General features: G+C 55.4%; 22 protein-coding genes. 13 read left to right on the plus strand and 9 right to left on the minus strand.

Going from position 1 to position 20,103, the window contains the following annotated elements:
• Window positions 1-4: 4 nt before the first annotated feature.
• The 11 genes from fliJ (at window position 5) to VW41_13800 (ending at window position 7,939) form a co-directional block, all read left to right on the plus strand.
• Window positions 5-448, plus strand: a complete 444-nt coding sequence (gene fliJ / locus VW41_13750; GenBank protein ID AJZ90016.1) for a flagellar biosynthesis chaperone — start codon at window positions 5-7, stop codon at window positions 446-448.
• On the plus strand, window positions 445-1,686 hold the full coding sequence (locus VW41_13755; protein AJZ90017.1) for a flagellar hook-length control protein: 1,242 nt from the start codon (window positions 445-447) through the stop codon (window positions 1,684-1,686). Before fliJ ends, VW41_13755 begins: the two co-directional genes overlap by 4 nt.
• Before the next feature lie 121 nt (window positions 1,687-1,807).
• Window positions 1,808-2,275, plus strand: coding sequence for a flagellar basal body-associated protein FliL (gene fliL, locus VW41_13760; GenBank protein ID AJZ90018.1), 468 nt, complete (start codon window positions 1,808-1,810; stop codon window positions 2,273-2,275).
• Between the two features lie 4 nt (window positions 2,276-2,279).
• Window positions 2,280-3,284: a flagellar motor switch protein FliM gene (gene fliM, locus VW41_13765; protein ID AJZ90019.1), complete on the plus strand. Its 1,005-nt coding sequence runs from the start codon at window positions 2,280-2,282 to the stop codon at window positions 3,282-3,284.
• Window positions 3,281-3,691 carry a flagellar motor switch protein FliN gene (fliN, locus tag VW41_13770; GenBank protein ID AJZ90020.1) on the plus strand — a complete coding sequence of 137 codons (411 nt, stop codon included), beginning with the start codon at window positions 3,281-3,283 and terminating at the stop codon, window positions 3,689-3,691. Before fliM ends, fliN begins: the two co-directional genes overlap by 4 nt.
• On the plus strand, window positions 3,692-4,072 hold the full coding sequence (locus VW41_13775) for a flagellar biosynthesis protein FliO (GenBank protein ID AJZ90021.1): 381 nt from the start codon (window positions 3,692-3,694) through the stop codon (window positions 4,070-4,072). It begins immediately after the preceding gene.
• The gene (gene fliP, locus VW41_13780; GenBank protein AJZ90022.1) at window positions 4,072-4,812 is read left to right on the plus strand and encodes a flagellar biosynthesis protein flip; all 741 of its coding nucleotides are present in this window, start codon (window positions 4,072-4,074) and stop codon (window positions 4,810-4,812) included. The genes VW41_13775 and fliP overlap by 1 nt, the downstream gene beginning before the upstream one ends.
• Window positions 4,813-4,824: 12 nt before the next feature.
• On the plus strand, window positions 4,825-5,094 hold the full coding sequence (gene fliQ / locus VW41_13785) for a flagellar biosynthesis protein FliQ (protein AJZ90023.1): 270 nt from the start codon (window positions 4,825-4,827) through the stop codon (window positions 5,092-5,094).
• Entirely contained in the window at window positions 5,091-5,876 is a 786-nt protein-coding gene (gene fliR, locus VW41_13790; protein ID AJZ90024.1) for a flagellar biosynthesis protein FliR, read from the plus strand. The genes fliQ and fliR overlap by 4 nt, the downstream gene beginning before the upstream one ends.
• A 348-nt stretch (window positions 5,877-6,224) precedes the next feature.
• Window positions 6,225-6,848 (plus strand): capsule biosynthesis protein CapA, encoded by a 624-nt coding sequence (rcsA, locus tag VW41_13795; protein ID AJZ90025.1) that lies wholly within the window; start codon window positions 6,225-6,227, stop codon window positions 6,846-6,848.
• Between the two features lie 182 nt (window positions 6,849-7,030).
• Window positions 7,031-7,939, plus strand: a complete 909-nt coding sequence (locus VW41_13800; GenBank protein ID AJZ90026.1) for an aspartyl beta-hydroxylase — start codon at window positions 7,031-7,033, stop codon at window positions 7,937-7,939.
• A 63-nt stretch (window positions 7,940-8,002) separates the two neighbouring features.
• Here VW41_13800 and VW41_13805 read toward each other — a convergent pair whose 3' ends face one another.
• Window positions 8,003-8,191 (minus strand): hypothetical protein, encoded by a 189-nt coding sequence (locus VW41_13805; protein ID AJZ90027.1) that lies wholly within the window; start codon window positions 8,189-8,191, stop codon window positions 8,003-8,005.
• Window positions 8,192-8,320: 129 nt separating this feature from the next.
• Between VW41_13805 and VW41_13810 the strand changes: the two genes are divergently transcribed.
• Window positions 8,321-8,554, plus strand: coding sequence for a hypothetical protein (locus VW41_13810; protein ID AJZ90028.1), 234 nt, complete (start codon window positions 8,321-8,323; stop codon window positions 8,552-8,554).
• A 438-nt stretch (window positions 8,555-8,992) separates the two neighbouring features.
• Here the strand turns inward: VW41_13810 and VW41_13815 are convergent, their stop codons facing one another.
• The 3 genes from VW41_13815 to VW41_13825 form a co-directional block, all read right to left on the minus strand.
• Complete coding sequence (locus VW41_13815; protein AJZ90029.1) at window positions 8,993-10,660, minus strand: diguanylate cyclase; 1,668 nt, start codon at window positions 10,658-10,660, stop codon at window positions 8,993-8,995.
• Between the two features lie 179 nt (window positions 10,661-10,839).
• Window positions 10,840-11,019: a hypothetical protein gene (locus tag VW41_13820; protein ID AJZ90030.1), complete on the minus strand. Its 180-nt coding sequence runs from the start codon at window positions 11,017-11,019 to the stop codon at window positions 10,840-10,842.
• Window positions 11,020-11,111: 92 nt separating this feature from the next.
• Window positions 11,112-12,026 carry a hypothetical protein gene (locus tag VW41_13825; protein AJZ90031.1) on the minus strand — a complete coding sequence of 305 codons (915 nt, stop codon included), beginning with the start codon at window positions 12,024-12,026 and terminating at the stop codon, window positions 11,112-11,114.
• Between the two features lie 172 nt (window positions 12,027-12,198).
• Between VW41_13825 and VW41_13830 the strand changes: the two genes are divergently transcribed.
• Window positions 12,199-13,116, plus strand: a complete 918-nt coding sequence (locus tag VW41_13830; GenBank protein ID AJZ90032.1) for a multidrug DMT transporter — start codon at window positions 12,199-12,201, stop codon at window positions 13,114-13,116.
• Here the strand turns inward: VW41_13830 and VW41_13835 are convergent, their stop codons facing one another.
• The 5 genes from VW41_13835 to VW41_13855 form a co-directional block, all read right to left on the minus strand.
• Window positions 13,117-13,617, minus strand: coding sequence for a very short patch repair endonuclease (locus tag VW41_13835; protein ID AJZ90033.1), 501 nt, complete (start codon window positions 13,615-13,617; stop codon window positions 13,117-13,119).
• An 11-nt stretch (window positions 13,618-13,628) separates the two neighbouring features.
• A complete protein-coding gene (locus tag VW41_13840) occupies window positions 13,629-15,038 on the minus strand; it encodes a DNA cytosine methylase (GenBank protein ID AJZ90034.1) in 1,410 nt (469 codons plus the stop codon).
• A gap of 93 nt (window positions 15,039-15,131) precedes the next feature.
• Entirely contained in the window at window positions 15,132-15,827 is a 696-nt protein-coding gene (locus tag VW41_13845) for a hydrolase (protein AJZ90035.1), read from the minus strand.
• A 49-nt stretch (window positions 15,828-15,876) separates the two neighbouring features.
• Window positions 15,877-17,415: a PTS fructose transporter subunit IIA gene (locus tag VW41_13850; protein AJZ90036.1), complete on the minus strand. Its 1,539-nt coding sequence runs from the start codon at window positions 17,413-17,415 to the stop codon at window positions 15,877-15,879.
• A gap of 12 nt (window positions 17,416-17,427) precedes the next feature.
• On the minus strand, window positions 17,428-20,016 hold the full coding sequence (locus VW41_13855; GenBank protein AJZ90037.1) for a sugar hydrolase: 2,589 nt from the start codon (window positions 20,014-20,016) through the stop codon (window positions 17,428-17,430).
• Window positions 20,017-20,103 lie beyond the last annotated feature (87 nt).

A 20,103-nucleotide genomic window follows, 5' to 3' on the forward strand; every position in this document is an offset into this window, starting at 1 on the left:
GACCATGAACCAAAACAGCGCACTGGATACTTTGCGTGAGCTCGCCGCCCAGGAAGTGGAAAAAGCGGCGATTCGTTTAGGGGAGATGCGCCGGGGTTGCCAGCAGGCTGAAGAGCAGCTCAACATGCTGATTAACTATCAGTTTGAGTACAGCAACAGCCTGAATGACAACATGAGCCAGGGGATTGCCAGTACGCGCTGGCAGAACTACCAGCAGTTTATACGCACGCTGGAAAAGGCTATCGAACAACACCGCCAGCAACTGATGCAGTGGACCAATAAAGTTGACCAGGCATTGGGTGCGTGGCAGGAAAAACAAAAGCGCCTGCAGGCATGGCAAACCCTGCAGGACAGAAAGGCAGCGGAGCTGTTGCTGGCTCAGAACAAGCTCGATCAGAAACAGATGGATGAATACGCCCAGCGGGCCACTTTGAGGAAAGGCGAATGATCACATTGCCAAAAATTCTGTTAAACAACGGGGCCGACACCGCTGCAGCCGGGGATGCAAAAGGCGCGGACGGGAAAGGCTTCGGGGAAGACTTCCTGGCGCTGCTTGGTAAAGCCCTGCCGGGTAACGTCGCCCTGGACGACGGTAAATCACTGCCTTTAGGTGCGGCATTAAGTAAAGTTGCCGCGGCCAATGCGGCAAAAGGGGATGCCAAAGACGGCCAGGCAGCCCTGACTGAACTGCTGAACTCGCCGGAGCAGCCGGAAGCGCTTTCTGCCCTGCTCACCTCCCTCGGCAAAATCGACGCCGGTGACAAGCCCGATGTGGCGCAGAAAGACGCCAAAACCGACAAACCGCTGAGCGACGCCGAACTGCAGACGCTAAGCGCACTGTTTGCCATGCTGCCGCAGCCTGTCACCGCCACACAGCCCGTGACGCTGCCTAAAACCGCTACCGATCCGGCATCGCTGTCTGCCCTCACCTCTGCGGCCGGCAATACCACAGGTAAAAATACTGCGGACAGCCTGCTGCCTGCTGACGGCAGCGCGAAGAAAGCGGCCCCGTTGGGCGCAACGCTCGCAGACAATAAATCTGCAGCAGCCAGCGCCACGGCAGCGGCCCAGCCGCATGGGGATGACAAAGCTCAGCTGGTAGCCAACAACAATCCTGACGCGCGTGACAACGCAACTCCGCAGGCAAATAACACCACCCCTGTCACGGCGCAGGTCACCCCAGCCATCAGCAGCGCAACTATCGCCACTCCAACCACGACGCACATCGCCACCCCAACGGCGCCGATGATCAGCGCTCAATTGGGCAGCCATGAATGGCAACAGCAGATTTCTCAGCACGTTACGCTGTTTACCCGTCAGGGCCAGCACAGCGCCGAGCTGAGATTGCATCCGGAAGATCTCGGACAGGTGCAAATTAGTCTAAAACTAGAAGATAACCAGGCACAGTTGCAAATGATGTCGCCGCACAGTCACGTGCGTGCTGCGCTTGAAGCGGCGCTGCCTTCACTACGTACTGCCCTGGCTGAAAGCGGTATCCAGCTTGGCCAGAGCAATATCAGCAGCGAAAGCTTCGCCCAGCAGCAGTCCGGCCAGCAACAACAGCAGCAAAGCGCCCGCGGCGGAGAGCGTTTCTCCCTAAGCGGTAACGACGCGGAACCGCTGCCGGTGGCCGAGAGCCTCCAGCGCCTGGCAAGCAGCAACGGCGCGGTGGATATCTTCGCCTGAGCCCCATGAAGGGGTAAACGCCAGAGCTAGCGACAATAAACGTGTGTTTTCCGGGCTTTGACCGCCCGGAGACACGGGATAATTGCTATTCAGCAGTACCGATACAGGAATAAAGCGTTCAATGACTGATACCGCTATCACGAAAGGCCGTAAGCGCGCCATCTGGGTGCCGATACTGGTTCTTATCACACTCGCCGCGTGCGCGACCGCAGGCTACAGCTACTGGCGCATGCAGCAAACGCCAGCCACAGCCCAGGCAAAAGCGCCTGAGCCACCGCCTGCACCAGTGTTCTTCGCTCTGGATACGTTTACCGTGAACCTGGGTGATGCGGATCGCGTGCTGTACATCGGCGTCACGCTGCGTTTAAAAGATGAAGCGACCCGTCAGCGTCTGAGCGAATTCCTGCCGGAAGTCCGCAGCCGTCTGTTGCTGCTGTTCTCTCGCCAGGACGCCAACCAACTTGCCACTGATGCCGGCAAGCAGAAGCTGGTGGAAGCGATTAAAACTACTCTGGCGCCGCCTCTGGTCGCCGGGCAACCTCAACAGGTAGTCAGCGACGTGCTGTATACCGCCTTTATTTTGCGGTAAGTCCATGGGCGACAGTATTCTTTCTCAGGCCGAAATCGATGCGCTGTTAAACGGCGACAGTGAGAATAACGACGAGCCAAAGGCCAGGGCGCCGGGCGAATCCGATATTCGTCCCTATGACCCTAATACCCAGCGTCGCGTAGTGCGCGAGCGCCTGCAGGCGCTGGAAATTATTAACGAGCGTTTTTCTCGTCAGTTCCGTATGGGGCTGTTTAACCTGCTGCGTCGTAGCCCGGACATCACCGTCGGGGCTATCCGTATCCAGCCGTACCATGAGTTTGCCCGCAACCTGCCGGTGCCGACTAACCTGAACCTGATTCATCTGAAACCGCTCCGCGGCACCGGGCTGTTTGTCTTTTCACCAAGCCTTGTGTTTATTGCGGTAGACAACCTGTTTGGTGGGGATGGCCGCTTCCCGACAAAAGTGGAAGGCCGGGAGTTTACCCATACCGAGCAGCGCGTGATCAACCGCATGCTGAAACTGGCGCTGGAGTCCTATAGCGACGCGTGGAAAGCGATTTATCCGCTGGACGTGGAATACGTTCGTTCGGAAATGCAGGTCAAATTTACCAATATCACCACGTCGCCTAACGACATCGTGGTTAACACCCCGTTCCACGTCGAAATTGGCAACCTGACCGGTGAGTTCAACATCTGTCTGCCGTTCAGCATGATTGAGCCGCTGCGCGAGCTGCTGGTGAACCCTCCGCTGGAGAACTCCCGTCAGGAAGATCAAAGCTGGCGCGACACCCTGGTGCGCCAGGTGCAGCATTCCGAGCTGGAATTAGTGGCTAACTTCGCCGATATTCCGCTGCGGTTGTCCCAAATCCTAAAACTGAAACCTGGCGATGTGCTGCCCATCGAAAAGCCAGATCGCATTATCGCGCACGTGGATGGCGTACCGGTTCTGACCAGTCAGTACGGTACGATCAACGGCCAGTATGCCCTGCGCGTAGAACATTTGATCAACCCGATATTGAATTCGCTGAATGAGGAACAGCCCAAATGAGTGATATTAATCAACCGTCCGATGACAATGCAGGCTCAGTGGACGATCTGTGGGCTGATGCGTTAAACGAGCAGAAAAGTTCCGGGAAAAGTACTGCGGATAACGTATTCCGCGCGCTGGAAGGCAACGATATTGCCGGCAACGTGCAGGATATCGACCTTATCATGGATATTCCGGTCAAGCTGACCGTCGAGCTGGGCCGTACCCGCATGACCATCAAAGAACTGCTGCGCCTGACGCAGGGTTCCGTGGTAGCACTTGACGGGCTGGCCGGTGAACCGCTCGATATTCTGATCAACGGTTACCTGATTGCCCAGGGTGAAGTGGTTGTCGTCGCCGACAAATACGGCGTGCGTATTACCGACATCATCACCCCATCAGAACGTATGCGTCGCCTGAGCCGCTAAATGACAACCCAGGCCACCGTCACTCAGCCCAGCGTCAATGCCAGCTCACCGTTAGTTCAGGTGAGCGGAGCATTGGCCGGCATTGTTATTTTTATTCTGGTGGCCGCGTGGCTGGCCAAGCGTTTTGGATTTCACGGCGCGGGCGTCGGCGCAAAAAAGTCGCTGAACATTAGCGCCAGCGTGAGCGTAGGCCCGCGAGAGCGCGTCGTGGTGGTTGACGTCGAGGATGCTCGCCTGGTCCTCGGCGTCACCGCCAGCCAAATCACGCATCTGCACACGCTGCCCCCTGCACCGGTCACGGACATTGTGGAAAAAGCTCCCGCCCCTGCCGATTTCCAGAAACTGATGAAGAACCTGCTTAAACGTAACGGGAAAGATTGATGAAACGTTTGCTCGCGCTCTCGTTACCGGGCCTATTTTTGCTCATCCCTGGGGCCGCCTTTGCGCAATTACCCGGCCTGATAAGCCAGCCCCTCGCCAACGGCGGTCAGAGCTGGTCTTTACCGGTGCAGACGCTGGTCTTTATTACTTCCCTGACCTTCCTGCCGGCTATTTTGCTGATGATGACCAGCTTCACGCGCATCATTATCGTTTTTGGTCTGCTGCGTAATGCCCTCGGCACGCCCTCCGCGCCGCCTAACCAGGTGCTGGTCGGCCTGGCGTTGTTCTTGACCTTTTTTATTATGTCGCCGGTGTTCGATAAGATTTATACCGACGCCTATCAGCCCTTCAGCGAAGACAAAATATCGATGGAAGTGGCAATGGATAAAGGCGCTCAGCCGCTGCGCGAGTTTATGCTGCGCCAGACCCGTGAAGCCGATTTGGCGCTGTTTGCCCGCCTCGCGAATACTCAGCCGCTGCAGGGGCCGGAAGCCGTGCCGATGCGTATTCTGCTACCCGCTTATGTCACCAGCGAGCTAAAAACTGCATTCCAGATTGGCTTTACCGTGTTTATCCCGTTCCTGATAATCGACCTCGTGATCGCCAGCGTCCTGATGGCGCTCGGGATGATGATGGTTCCTCCCGCGACAATTGCCCTGCCCTTTAAGCTGATGCTTTTTGTGTTGGTCGACGGCTGGCAGCTGTTGGTGGGTTCATTGGCGCAAAGTTTTTACAGCTAGCGGAGGAAGAAAATGACGCCAGAATCGGTCATGATGATGGGCACCGAAGCGATGAAGGTAGCCCTTGCCCTTGCGGCCCCGCTGCTTTTGGTTGCGCTGATAAGCGGCCTGGTCATTAGCCTGCTGCAGGCGGCAACGCAGATAAACGAAATGACGCTGTCGTTTATTCCAAAAATTCTGGCCGTGTTCGTGACTATCGTCATCGCCGGGCCGTGGATGCTTAACCTGCTGCTGGACTACATGCGTACCCTGCTGACCAATCTGCCGAACACCATTGGATGATCCACGTTGACAGCACCCAGTGGCTTCACTGGCTAAGCCTTTATTTTTGGCCGCTACTGCGCGTGCTGGCGCTGATCATGACGGCCCCTATTCTGAGCGAGCGCTCGATTCCCAAGCGAGTTAAGCTTGGTCTCGGGCTGATGATCACCTTTATCATCGCGCCCTCTTTACCCGCAACCGGGGTAACGATTTTTTCTGCCGCCGGTTTTTGGCTGGCAATACAACAAATTCTTATCGGTGTGGCCCTGGGTTTCACGATGCAATTTGCTTTTGCCGCCGTGCGCACCGCCGGAGAAATTGTCGGCCTGCAAATGGGACTCTCGTTTGCGACCTTCTTCGACCCCGGTAGCCGCCTCAATATGCCGGTGCTGGCGCGCTTCCTTGATATTCTGGCCATGCTGCTGTTTCTCACCTTTAACGGCCATTTATGGCTGATTTCGATGCTGGTTGATACTTTTCATACTTTGCCCATCGGGGGCGACCCGATCAACAGCAACGCCTTTATGGCTCTGACCCGAGCGGGTGGACTGATCTTTCTTAATGGCCTGATGCTGGCGCTGCCGTTAATCACTTTGTTACTGACGCTTAACATCGCGCTGGGTCTGTTAAACCGCATGGCTCCGCAGCTATCAGTATTTGTTATCGGTTTCCCGGTCACCCTGTCTATCGGCATGCTCATTTTTATGGTGATGATGCCGCTTATCGCCCCTTTTACCGAGCATTTATTCGGCGAGATTTTTGATCTCCTCGCGGATATAGTCAGCGAAATCCCGGCAAATTAATATCCATATTTTTTATGCTGTCTCTCTGAGGATATTCCTAAAAAAAAATGTTAATAACATCCGCCACGATATATCTGGCGCGGAATATAAGTTTTTACCTTGCTCACAATACGCAACATTCACTTTACTTTAAGAACATTCCTGGCAAATTATAGGCAACTTTCCGGGATAGTGATTTCGCCTTTTAAATTATTAATAATGGTTACCCATAAATAATTAGAACTGCGGAAAATGCGGCGGACTGGCTTTGCCCCTGGGACTGACATTGTCACTCACGGCCATACCAGTACAGCTTTCAATCTGCGCTCCTGATTATTACGGGTATAACGCGCTTAGTGAGGGTTTGCTATGTCAACGATTATTATGGACTTATGCAGCTATACCCGGCTGGGGCTTGTCGGCTACTTAGCCAGCCGCGGGGTTAGAAAACGGCATATTACAGATGTAGAAACGGTAGAACAGCTGGCACAGGCATGCCAGTCGCAGACGCCCAGCGTGGTGTTTATAAATGAAGACTGTTTTATTCACGATCCGGACAGTAGCCAACGAATTAAGCAGATCATTAATCAACATCCAGGGACGCTATTTTTAGTCTTTATGGCGATTGCTAATATTCACTTTGATGAATATCTTCTGGTCAGGGAAAACTTGCTGATCAGTTCGAAATCCATCAAACCAGAATCGTTAGACGATATTTTAGCGGAATACTTAGCAAAAAATGCACAATGTATTGGACATATTAATTTGCCGACACTTTCTCTTAGTCGCACAGAGTCCAGCATGCTAAAAATGTGGATGTCAGGACAGGGAACGATTCAAATTTCCGATCAAATGAACATCAAGGCAAAAACCGTTTCGTCGCATAAAGGGAATATTAAACGCAAAATCAAGACCCACAACAAGCAGGTGATATATCATGTAGTCCGCCTCACCGACAACGTCACCAACGGTATTTTTGTTAACCTCCGGTAGCTTACTTACGCTGCATCCCTACGCCGCTATGGCCGCAGTATTTAATCTCTGACGCCCGTCAGAGATTAAATACAAGTTAAACGACATACTCTTCGGTAACAAAACAGCAACACTTGCCAAAAAAAACAGAAAAATCTCTCTAGACTTACGCCCTACCAGTATACATGGAGAGATTTGTCGCTATGGTAGCCGTTATTATTCTTGGCATTTTCATTATCAGCGTCTTCTACGCCCACTCCCGCGGCGTCGAAAAACAAAAGTTTTCACGCCAGCTTTTTGACCACTCGACCTTTATGGCTCCGGTCAATATGTTCATGACGCGTTTCTCGCGCCTGCCGCCTGAACAGCCTTATTTCCCGACCAGTGACTTCCCGGAACTACAAAAGCTGACGGATAACTGGGAAGTCATTCGTGAAGAAGCGCTGCGTCTGCAGGGTCATATCAAAGCGGCAGAAAGCCACAACGATGCCGGTTTTAACACCTTCTTTAAGCGTGGATGGAAACGCTTTTATCTTAAGTGGTATAGCGATGCGCACCCTTCCGCGCACGAGCTTTGTCCGGTCACGACAAAGCTGGTCAGTGAGATCCCATCCGTGAAAGCGGCAATGTTTGCCGAACTACCGGCGGGCGCTTACCTGGGTAAGCACCGCGATCCCTATGCCGGATCGGTGCGCTACCACCTGGGCCTGGCCACGCCAAACGACGATCGTTGCTTTATTGAGGTCGATCGGCAACGCCATAGCTGGCGTGACGGCGAGGCGGTTATTTTTGATGAAACCTATGTGCACTGGGCCGAAAATAAGAGCGAACAGACCCGAATCATTCTGTTCTGCGATATTGAGCGGCCGATGAAATGGCGCTGGGCGCAGGCCGTGAACCATTGGGTAGGCACCACCCTGATGTCTGCCGCCAGCTCGCCAAACAGCGACAGCGACCGTACCGGCGCCCTGAACCGCGTATTTAAGTACGTTCACGCGCTGCGCGACAGCGGGCAAAATCTGAAGAAACGCAATCGGAAGGTGTATTACGCGATGAAGTATTCGGCGATCACGCTGATTTTTGCGGCGATTATCGTACCAAGCGTGGTGTAGAAGATTGCCCCTCTCCCCAAACAGGAGAGGGGACTGTCCAGAGCAAGTCTCAGCCTCAAAAGCCTACTCTTCGCTCTCGACAAAAATCCCGTCCGGGTGACCGGACTCATTAAAGAACCAGATCCCCAGCGGATAATCCTCCAGCGAGACGAGATACATCGTCCCCTCGTTAAACGGCTCTACCGCCAGAACTACGCCCGAACGTCGCGGGCCGCCATCGGTCTTCACGGTCACCCGATCATTGATTTTCATGGTTATTTCCTCCAAAGATATTGCTTGCCATTGTAGATCAAAAACCCCCTGAGCGCCCTTACTCCGGGCAGACTGGCGCATTATCTGAAACGACTATACTTAAGGGTGGTAGTCAGCGAGGGCAAAGTGATGAAGACCGTGAAAATCAGCGGCAGCGCGGCGCATCAAACAACGGAAGTTGATGTTGACGCACTGCTTGCCGCGATCAATGAAATTAGCGAAAGCGATATCCGCCACGCCAACAGCGATGAACATCCGCAGCGAGTGAGCGTGGATGGCCGAGAGTGGCATAGCTACAAGGAACTGGCGGATGCTTTTGAACTGGATATTCGGGATTTCAGCGTGAATGAAATTAACCGCTAAGAAAAGCATCCCGGCCGGGGAGCCGGGATGAAAACTTGCTGAAGCAAGAAGCACTTGAAATTCGTTACATCAGGAAATCTGATGTGTTGACCACATTACCTTAAATTTTATTGAATACAAGGATATATTCTTTTCAAGAATGCCTGACGGCAGACCTATTGACGCCGGGAATTTGATTCCAATGCCTTGTTAAATCGTTTTTTTAAACCTGAGCCCCGTATAAAAAGGGGATTTAAGCACTGAAAAAATTAAGATTTATCCTAAATTGAATCACCTGTTTTCATATGCCGTGCAGGGGCGAATATAAAATAAATCCGCACCAGCCTCGCCAAACACTCGGCAAAACATTACGCAGTCTTTAGCAATAGCGCCCATCAACAACCCGGCCAAAACATCAACAATGCTTATATGATATAGCGGCCATACCCGTCGGATGACTCAGTCCTGCATGCAAACCTGATTGCGGCCATGCTGTTTCGCCTTATACAACCGACGGTCAGCGATGGACTGCAGATGCTCAAAATCATAATCATGCCGCTCGTGCGCGCAGCTAACCCCGAACGAAGCGCTGATTTTTAGGGTCTGCCCGGCCTGTAAAAACAGCTCTTTAGTATTGATGCGGAGCCGGATTCGCTCGGCTATTGCCGCCGCTTCCGGAAGCCTGGTGCCGGGCAACAGCACGCAGAACTCTTCCCCACCCACGCGCCCTGCCACATCCCCTTCCCGAAGGGAGGAGGCAAGCAGCGCTGCCGCGTGGGAGAGCACTTTATCGCCAGCGTGATGCCCGAAACGATCGTTAATGCCTTTAAAGAAATCGAGATCCATCTGAATAACAGAGAAAGGTTTATCTTCGCGCTGGCAGTCCTGCGCCAGGCCGTGGGCGATATCGAAGAAGGCCCCACGATTATAGAGTCGGGTCAGGGTATCGTAATTTGCGCGCCAGCTTAGCGTCTGCTGCAGCGTCAGCATATTGCTGACCAGCCGCCGGATGATGCGCCAGGAGATGAACAACATCAGCGTAAAGAGCAGCCAGAGCACCGTCAGCACAATGCTTATCCGGCCAAATTCCCCCTGTACGCCCTCGCTCAGGGTATGAACTTTGATCAACACGCCGTCAAAGTTCATCAGTTTCGCCCACGTCACAAAGCGGCTGTCCATTCGCAGTTCGCCCTCTTCTCCGCTTTCCATGGAGCGGGCAATTTCCGCCTGCTGTTTGGCGTTAAAGACCGGCGACAGCGGCAGGCTGTTAGCCGCGGTTGCAATGAGCGAAAATTGCCTGTCAAACAGCATCACCGTGCCTTCATAACGATCGTGGGAAAGCCCCTGAAGAAATTCATGCATGCCGCTGACAGGAAAATCCATCGCCAGCACGCCGTACCAGCGCTGATTCAGATCCAGCGGCACGGAGGCAGTAATGATCTGGCCATTTAAGCTGCTCGGGTTATAGGTATGCGTCCACTGAAGACCTCGTCCCGGGTTATTTTCCGGGGACTGGGCGCCAAAATAGGGCTGGGCAATCAGGCGGTAATAGAGCGAAACGATGGTCGGATCGTTTTCCGGCGGCGTACTGGAAAGGAAGAATCCTGCTCGAGAGGCATAAAACACACGCCTTTGCAGGTCGCGCTTATCGTCGGCAAGCTGCATGATGTAGCTGAATTCCAGCGCCGCTTCCAGCTCAGGGTAAAGCCAGGATTCATCCCGGTCGAGTACGTGACCGTGGCTGACAAACTCGTCGGAAACGCCATTAATCGGCATGCCGCGATTCAGATCCAGCCGCAATTGCCAGTAAGGCTGCGTTCGCTGTACGGAGAAATCCGCCAGCGCCTGACGGGAAATATCAGTAGAAATAGGCGACTGTAGCGCATAATGCATGGTGTTGCGGTAAAACAGCAGGTTATCAATGCTGTGCTGCAGCTGCCGGTCCAGCGCGGTGGCGATGTTATCGAGACTGTTTCGCTGATTAGAAATGTAGGCCGATTCCAGCACCGCCACTTCACGCCAGGTAAGCAGCGTTGAGCAAAGAAACACGACGATAAAACAGAGGTTTACCACCCGCTGCGGTCGTTTATAACGGCTTAAAAACCGTTCAAATGCATTACCGATCAAGGGGATTCTCCCTGGCGGGCGACCCGGGCCGCGGTTATCAGTTCCTTCCGAAAACCCCTGGAAGAATGAAGTCTTTGCTAATTTTGCCACCGCGACGGCGCTTTGTCGAAGCTGGCCCACAGCACGGCGGCATAAAAAAACCCGGCAAAGCCGGGTTTCGTTAGAAAAAACCAAAGGCTTCACACCTGCTGATGCTCTCTGATTTCAACTGGCGCAAGGTCATCCTCACGGAACGCCTCACGCTTTACACCGTACCCGTCGTACCAACGGCACTCCACCATGCCACTGGAATAACCCGTGACAATCATGCGGGGACCACCGTTTTTACGCCGGACTTCATCGCTGACCACATAAACCATAGCCGCCTCCGGCATTAGGGGTGAAAACCTCTAAAGTTATAGTCAATGGTCAGCGTTTTTTCCTGGCCAAAGGCACAATTTTCTTTCCAGCCTTAATGCGAAGCGCTGCCCCGGAGGTGATTTATGCCGTTAACAACCAACAGCACAATTCCACCGGCAATAAAGCCGAGCACCAGATTGGCAAGCGTTGGCCCGATAAGCGCAACCGCGCCGCCATATTGTCCCACCCATTGCTCAATGCCGTGGTGAAGCACCGGCACGCCGTGCACCAAAATACCGCCACCGACAAGGAACATCGCCAGCGTCCCGACAACCGTAAGCGCTTTCATGAGCCACGGCGCCAGGATCAGCAGCCCTTTTCCCACCGCCTTAGCCAGCGCCGCGCGTTTATCCGCCAGCCAGTATCCCAAATCGTCAATTTTCACGATCATCCCAACCAGCCCGTACACGCCAATGGTCACCAGAATGGCTATGCCGGCCAGGATTAACACTTGGTTTAACAACGGCGCCTCCGCCACAATGCCGAGCGTGATGGCGACTATCTCCGCCGAAAGAATAAAATCGGTACGCACCGCCCCTTTCACCTTATCTTTTTCGAAGGCCAGTGGATCCTGAGCGGCTATGGCCTCCAGCCTCGCCTGTTTTTCCTCCGCGCTTTCTTTGTGCCTGCTCGCCTTTACGCTATGCAGCACTTTTTCGACGCCTTCAAAACACAAAAACGCCCCGCCCACCATCAGCAGCGGCGTGATTGCCCACGGCGCAAACGCGCTGATAACCAGCGCCAGCGGCACCAGAATCAGCTTATTGAGAAAAGATCCTTTTGCCACGCTCCAGACAACGGGCAGTTCCCGATTCGCACGCAGGCCAGAAACCTGCTGAGCATTCAATGAGAGATCATCCCCCAGCACGCCAGCGGTTTTTTTTGCCGCGAGTTTGCCCATAACGGAAATGTCGTCCAGCAGCGTGGCGATGTCGTCGAGCAATGTGAGTAAGCTACTTCCAGCCAAAATATCTGTCCTTATTGATGTCGTTACCCAAGAGTATGAAGCAAAAATCTCGCCGCGAAAAATCGCCGTCCTTGTCAATAAAAATTAACATTATATCAACAAGTATAATGCTCGCTATCCGCAGACTTTTGGCGTTAACTGTCGGCCTGAAATTGATGTCTGGTGAGGGATTATGCGAGCTCGTTCTGGTCAATTAGTGCCGCTGATAGCGGCGCTGTTTGCGTTGTACATTATCTGGGGTTCAACCTATTTAGCGCTGGCTATCGGGGTGAAAACCTGGCCGCCGTTTATCCTCGCCGGGACGCGCTTTATGCTGGCAGGCTCGCTGCTGATGGGCATCCTGCTGCTTCGCGGCCACAAGCTGCCAAAACTTCGCCCGACGCTTAACGCCGCCCTTATCGGCGTGCTGCTGTTGGCCGTGGGCAACGGCTGCGTTACGGTGGCGGAACATCAGCATGTGCCTTCCGGCATTGCCGCCGTCATGGTCGCTACCGTGCCACTGTTTACCCTCTGCTTTAGCCGCCTGTTTGGCATTAAAACGCGAAAGCTGGAGTGGCTCGGGATAGCCATCGGCCTCGCGGGCATTGTGTTGCTGAACAGCGGCGGCAATCTCAGCGGCAACCCTTCCGGCGCTGTTTTAATTCTGATTGGCTCCCTGAGCTGGGCGTTTGGCTCGGTTTACGGGTCGCGCATTGAATTGCCCGAAGGTATGATGGCCGGCGCGGTTGAAATGCTGGCGGCGGGAATTGTCGCCCTCAGCCTCGCGGCGCTTACCGGCGAGCGGCTGACAACGATGCCGGACACCTCCGGCTGGCTGGCGCTGGGCTACCTCGCGCTGTTTGGCTCCATGATTTCCATCAGTGCCTATATGTACCTGATTCGTAATGTCTCCCCGGCGGTGGCCACCAGCTATGCCTACGTCAACCCGGTTGTGGCCGTACTGCTGGGCACCACCTTTGCCGGTGAAAACCTTTCGGGGACTGAATGGCTGGCGCTGGGGATCATTATTTTTGCCGTGGTGCTGGTCACCCTGGGTAAATATTTGTTCCCCGCTAAACCGGTTATCGAGACTTGTGAAATGGAAAAATAGCTACTCTGCGGCCAGCGTCTGCTGGCCGCTGTCGTTTCGTTGATGGATCCCGGTCACGTTGATTTCCGCGCTATGCCCGCCGCTGCAAATCCACTCTTCTAAACGTTCACACAGCGCCCGGTCGGGCATTTTCTCACGGCCACGCAGCGCGCATTCCCAAACCACCAGCACCCGCCAGCCCTGTGCCAGCAAAAGCGACGTATCTCGCTTATCCCGCACAACGTTGCGCCCTATCTTTTCCAGCCAAAAGTCGGTTCGCGTGGCCGGGACTTTAAACAGATAACAGTCGTGATGATGCCAGAAACAGCCGTGGGTAAAGATCACGCAGCGGTACTCGGCCACCACAAAGTCGGGCTTACCGGGCAGTGCGGCATCCTGCACGCGAAAGCTAAACCCGCACTCTGCCAGCAGCCCGGCAAGGCGTTTTTCAATGGCGGTGTCGCGCGTGGCAATCGCTCGCATGTTTTTACTGCGTATTGCTTTGCTGTGTACGTCCGCCATAACTTCTCCGCTTAGCGCTTTTTCACCGCTTGTTTAATCACCGGCTCCAGCAGCTTTGCCACCGCGGCAAACGCAGGCACGACCACGGAGTTACCGAACTGGCGATAAGCCTGAGTGTCTGACACCGGAATACGGAACGCTTTCCCTTTCGGAGCTTCAAAGCCCATCAGCCTGGCGCATTCCCGCGGCGTCAGGCGTCGCGGCCTGTTCTGCTGGTTATCAGGATGGTTAAAATCAGCCTCGCCCAACGCCTTGTCCCAGCCGCGATCGACCAGGATTTCCGCCCCATCCTTAAAATAACGGGCCGACAGCGTTCTGGCCACGCTGGCCGGGTTGGTTGGGTCAACCAGTCCGTAACCAAAGCAATTGCCCTTAGCCTGGTGCTTCTTCGCGTAGTTATAGAGGTATTTCCACAGCGTAGGAGTCAGTACATATTTTGCATCGACATCTTCATCCAGCAGCTCGCCAAAGGTCGGGCGGCGAGTCGGATAGAAATGACTGAGCGTCGTTAGCGTTACGGCGGGATCCAGGTTCAGGTCACGACGCGTACCCACCAGCACGATGCGTTCGCGGTGCTGCGGCAGGAAATTTTTACCGTCGACAATTTTCGGATCGTCCCGCCCGGAAACCGCGGCATCGGCCACGTCGTAACCCAGCTCGTCCAGCGTCTGCATGATAATACGGAACGTATTGCCTTTATCGTGGCTCTTCAGGTTTTTAACGTTCTCCAGCACAAAAACCGGGGGACGCTTGGCGGCAATGATCCGCGCCACATCGAAGAACAATGTGCCCTGCGTTTCACAGGCAAAACCGTGCGCGCGCCCGAGGGCGTTTTTCTTCGAGACGCCGGCCAGAGAAAATGGCTGGCAGGGGAAACCGGCCAGCAACACATCATGATCCGGCAGCGTGGCCTGAATATGGGCCGTCGCCTGTTCGTCCGTGACGTCGCCACGGTTGCTGAGCGTCACGTCGCGAATATCTTCATTGAACTGGTGTTGTGCCGGGTCACAGTACCAGTTTGCTTTATACGTCCTCACCGCGTACTTGTTCCATTCGCTGGTAAACACACACTGCCCGCCAATCGCCTCAAATCCGCTGCGGATCCCACCTATCCCGGCAAACAGGTCAATAAAGCGAAAAGCATAGCGGCCATGATGCGCCGGCGGCGACGGCAGCATACTTTGCAGCATCTGCACTTCCACGTCGGTTAAACCGCGGGGAGCAGACTTGCCGTTATACCAGCGGTTCAGGGACTCACGCGTCCAGTCGCCCCCGACCTGGCGCAGGCGCAGGGCAACGGTTTTTTGATCGTAGATTTCCAGTAAGCGGCTGACCAGCGCATGATCTTCTTCTTGCTGAGTTTGTTTGTGGCGCTGCGCCTGAAGGGAGAGGTGTTCTGCTATCGCGTCAAGATCGTTCATCGTGAACCAAAAATGGGAAAAGGGAGTGAAACTGTATCACCGATTTGACCCAGAAAGAATGGAAACAGCCCGCACAAACGCGGGCCGGAAGGTTTAAGCCTGTGATTTAAAACGCTGCAGAACCCGTTCGTCCACCTGCAGATAGTCGCCTTTCAGCTCGGCGCACAGTTTTGCCATATAGCCGACGAGAAAATCCGCATTGTGCCGCGCCAGCGCACGCCCGGCTTCGGTTTGCATTGACTCCGGCAGGCGCAGGAGCTTTTTCTGGAAATGGTCCACCGAATACAAGGTGTCGTCCAGTTCCCGGCGCTCGGCGAGCGGATCGTCGCTGTCGAACAACGGGCGCCCCAGCGCGCCGGACACATAAAACACCCGCGCCAGGCCTATCGCCCCCAGCGACTCCAGCCTGTCCGCATCCTGCACCACTTTGGCTTCCAGCGTCTGCGGCGCGATAGCCGCGCTAAAACTATGGGCCCGCACCGCATGGGCTACGTCGTCATACCGCTCGCGGGGGAAATCCGGGAAATGCGTTTCAAGAATGCGCAGCGTTTCCTGCGCGGCCTTTGTGGAGGCCAGGTGGCGCTCCGGGTGGTTCTTTGGCAAGTTAACAATGTCGTGGAAATAGCAGGCGGTCAGCACCACCAGCCTGTCCGCCTCCGTCCCTTCCATAATATGCTGGGCGGTTTTCCATACGCGCCGGAAATGCGCCACGTCATGGGCTTTGTCATCCTGCGCCCAGTTCTCAATCAGATACTGCTCAAACTGCTGCTGCCAGCGGGCAATCGGCATACACGTACTCCCGTTCTCGTGAAAAGCGCCAGTCTGAGTATAACCAGATTTATGACAATATTATGACCTGCTCGCGGAGCACATCCGCCACGCTTTGTGCCGTCGCCGCGCTCAGCAACTTCTCGCGGAAGGATTCATGCATCAGCTGCCGGGCTAAAACTGAGAAAATCCGCATATGCTGCGCCTGCTCCTGGTCGCTGAGCGTCAGCATAATCACCAGTTGTACCTCCACGTCATCTCCCCAGTCCAGCGGGTCTGCCAGCCGCAGGACAGAAATACTGCTGCGGGAGATCGCGGCAGACTTGCAGTGTGGAATGGCAATGGAAAAGCCCAGCGCGGTGGTAAAGACCGCCTCACGCTGCCAGATAGCCTGCTCGGCAAGCGTCGCGGAGGCCGCCCGCCGCTGAACCTCAAGATTATCCGTCAGCCGTTTAATCACCTCGTGCTTATCACGAAGTTTTTCATCCATAAACACCAGCGCAGGGCTGACCATGCCCTCATCTTCGTTGGTGACCACAGCAGTGAGTTTTTTGCACTCCAGCTCGTACCAGCGATGCGCCACGCCATCAGGTGCCGCCAGCACAAAACCGTGCCCGGCGCCAAGCAAGTACTGCCCTGCCCCAGCGGCAAAAAGCGGTTTCGTCGAGTCCAGGCATAATAACGGCGTCGAAAATACCCGAGCGAGTATAGCGGTATGGGATGTTTCGCCGCCCGTCGGCATCACAATGCCCCGCAGGAATGGTCCGCGCAGCAGTAATAGCTGACCTGGCGTTAGTACGTCATCGCCAATGACCAGCGCGGCTTCATCCAGTTGCGGCAGCCCCAGCCGCGGGTCACCGGTCAGTTCGGCCGCAACCCGCAGGCCCAAATCAAAAACATCCAGCTCCCGCTGACGCAAGTATTCACTGCCGCTTTGCCGGAAGGGCTCACGCAGTAAGTCCACCGCTTTAGCGAGCGCGGCCAGCGCATTGCGGGCATCTCCCCCGTGGAGCAGGCACTCCTCAACGGTTTCATCCTCCAGGAGCTGACTTTGCGCCTCCAGGATCTGCGCCGCCTCGTCCGCTTGATGGCGGATATCTTCCCGTAAATGCTGTCGCGCTGCCCGCAGGGCGGCGGTCAGATGCTGTTGCTGAATGGAAGAAGATTCCTCATCGTAGCGCCACGCCAGCGCGTGGAGATCGACCTGGGCAAAAAAGACGGCCTTTGCCAGCGCAGCCCCGGGGCTCACGCCCTTCCCTTGCCAGACGGGGGATCCACTTCGGGAAAGAAACACCGGCAGCGGCCGATCTTCTTCCACGGAGACCGCCAGCGGCGTGTCACTCTGCGCGAATTCATGCTCAATAAAATGGCCGAGCGCCTGCCGGGCCGCCTGCTCGTCAGGGCCCTCTATCAGCAACTGACACTCGTCGTCCCGGGCAACATCCGCGCCCACCAGGGCCAGAACGCGCTTTGCGTCGCCCCGGCGTGATTTAGTCTGGTTTACCAGCGTAACCGAGGAAATAAAGCGTGAGGCCTGCCGCTCAAGCGCGCTGGCCGGCCTGGCGTGAAGCCCGTTCACGAGCGGGCAACGAAATAACAATGTCTGCATGTGGATAGCCCCTTATTCAAATGAGCGAATTAGCCAGGAAACCGGAGTGCCTGCTTCGACCGAGCTCGTTGGCGTGGCCGGTATTTCCGCCAGCGTGACCTGCTGCGGCGTACCGCTGGTTTTCGGGGGAAGGTTTTCCTGCACGGTCAGGCCTGGGTTCCAGCCCCTGAGCACCAGCGCCTCTTCGTTTTGCGCTTTTTTCAGGGTGCTGAAATGCAGGCCGCTCTCCCAGCTCAATACGCTGAAGTACGACGGAAAGGCTTTCCCGTGAGGATTGGTGCGAAAACGCGACCAGCCAGAATCCAGGTAGCCAGCAGCCGGCGAGCGCCACTGCTCCACCGTCTGCCAGAAGGCCGGGCTTTGCCCGTTGTCCATCGGCATCACGGCAAAGTGGAACGCGTGACGACCGGGAATTTGTGAATCAGGCGAAGGCAGCACCATGCCCGATGCCCTGCCGGGCCGCCATTCCAGCGCGGGGCGCCCCAGCCAACCCACGCTGCGGAACAGGGTAATAGCCAGCGTGTCCGGCTGCCCGACGGGAATTTCGTATTCCCGCATCCCGGCAGTTACTACCCCAAGACCACGCTGCGCGTGATGCATCATCACCAGACTTTGCATCGGCCACAGCGAGGCGGGTGCTTCCGTCCAGTTTTCCTGCTGCCAGACCGCGAGCGTGCGAGGAATATTTTCACGTTCGATCAGGCCAAAAGGCTGATCGGCAAAATGGGTGGCCTGATGCACGCCGGTCGGCAGCTCAACCTGCAAACGGTGATCGCGCAGCGTGTTGTTCACTTCAAGCTCAACATCCAGCCAGGCGCTGTCGTGCGGCAGGGAGAGCGTCATCACCGCGTCAAGCCGCGCATCAAGCCGCCTTGCACGGCGTGAATCTGCATCCGCCGGTGCAGGGATTTGTAGCCTGAGCTGCAGGCTGTCTTTAAGTACGCCGCGAGTAAGAATGGCCCGCTGCAGGCAGCCTTCACTGCCAATCTTCCAGTCAACCGCCGGCGGGGAGTAGTTATAGTTGTCCCCTGCGTCTTCGCCGTCGACCAGCCGCAGAATGTGCGGGTATACCTCGCCGGTTCGCTTATCGGTCAGCGTAAGCTCTCCGGCGTTGTTCTCCAGCCGCAGCCAGGCGTTCTCCAGGCAATCGCTCTCCCTGGCAGGGGTCTTAAACCCAGCGGCTTCCCCTTCCTGCAGGTAAAAGGTTTTATAGCCACAGGCGGGCAGCGCCCGCGCCTCCAGCAAAATATGGCATTTACGGAACCAGGTGGTTGTCGTGCTGTTGGAAAGCTCCTGCACAACCAGCGACATATCCTGCGGCTCTTCGTGCAGCATCTGCCAGCGGCAAGGATTACCCCCGCTATCCACGATGCGAAAATCCTCTTCCGGCGTATACAGCGTGAGGCTAACCTGGGTATCTCGCTGCGCAGGCAGCGGGTTAAAGACCACGATTTTTTTCCCGTGCTGGCTCGCCTCGATCCCTTCCGCCAACATTTTCATATTCAGATCAAATAACTGGGCGGCACTCTCTTTGCCGGACAGTAAACGCCCCTTCACCATCTGGTTCACCCGGTCTGAATTGCAGCCGCCGATGCTGTCGTGGGCGTGAGATTGCATGGCATCCCGCCAGATCTGCTCCACCGTCTGCTGCGGATAAGGCAGCCCCAGCCGCCAGTTCAGCGCCAGTAAGGGTTCCAGCGTCTGGCTGACAAACTGTTCCAGCGAGGCATTGAGCTGCTTAATATCCGCCCGGGTTGAGAAAATCCCGCGATGGATACGCATGTATTTGGGGCTGAGCAGCTCGCCGCGCCAGACAGGCAAAGTGTGTTGATCATCGCGCAGCGCGGCGAAGAAATCACTGAAGCTGCTGCGCCTGAAAGAGTATTCACTCTGGATGGCATTCAACTTTTCCAGCGCGCCGGGCACCGCATATTCGAAGGGCGATTGATCGTTCCCATTGGGGAGCAAAAGATGATTTGTGGCAGAAAACCGAGCCTGTTTTTCCAGAATCGGCGGTAATTTTTCAGCCAGTTCCAGCGCAGCCGTTGGTAGCCACTTTGCGCAGCCGTAACCCCAGGGCAGCACGGCGGCAAGCACCTGCTGCCCGCCCTGCGCCTGCCAGCAAAATTCACTGGTCGGGACGTCATGCTCACACCACCCGCGCCAGAGCACCGCGCTGTCGATGGCAAACTCGCTTAAAAACATCGGCAGTTGCGCGCTTTGCCCGAAAGAGTCAGGCACATAGCCGACCGGCATATAGCTCCCCCAGGCTTTACAGTCCGCCAGCCCAAGCAGCAAATTGCGGGTAATTGACTCTGCCCCCACCACCAGAAAGTCGCTTTGCGTGTACCATGGGCCAATCAGTACGCGCCCCTCGGTAATCAATTTTTGCAGGCGCGATTGGTGCTCTGGTGCCACCTGTAAAAAATCCTCCAGCATCACCGTTTGACCATCTAAAATAAACGGCCCCAGCGCTTCGTCCTGCTCCAGCCGGGTGATTAAATCCAGCATAAAATAATAAAGCACGACCTTTGAATCGTTCTCGGTGAAATACCACTCTCTGTCCCAGTGCGTGTGCTGAATCAAATGCACAATCTTCATAACGTCACCTTATTGAAGGCTGAAACTGTGAATTAACGGCGTAACCGTCCCCGGCATGAAATACCGCAAAATACACACGCCAGACAG

Origin of the sequence: Klebsiella michiganensis (genome assembly GCA_000963575.1) — a bacterium.
GTDB lineage: Bacteria > Pseudomonadota > Gammaproteobacteria > Enterobacterales > Enterobacteriaceae > Cedecea > Cedecea michiganensis_A.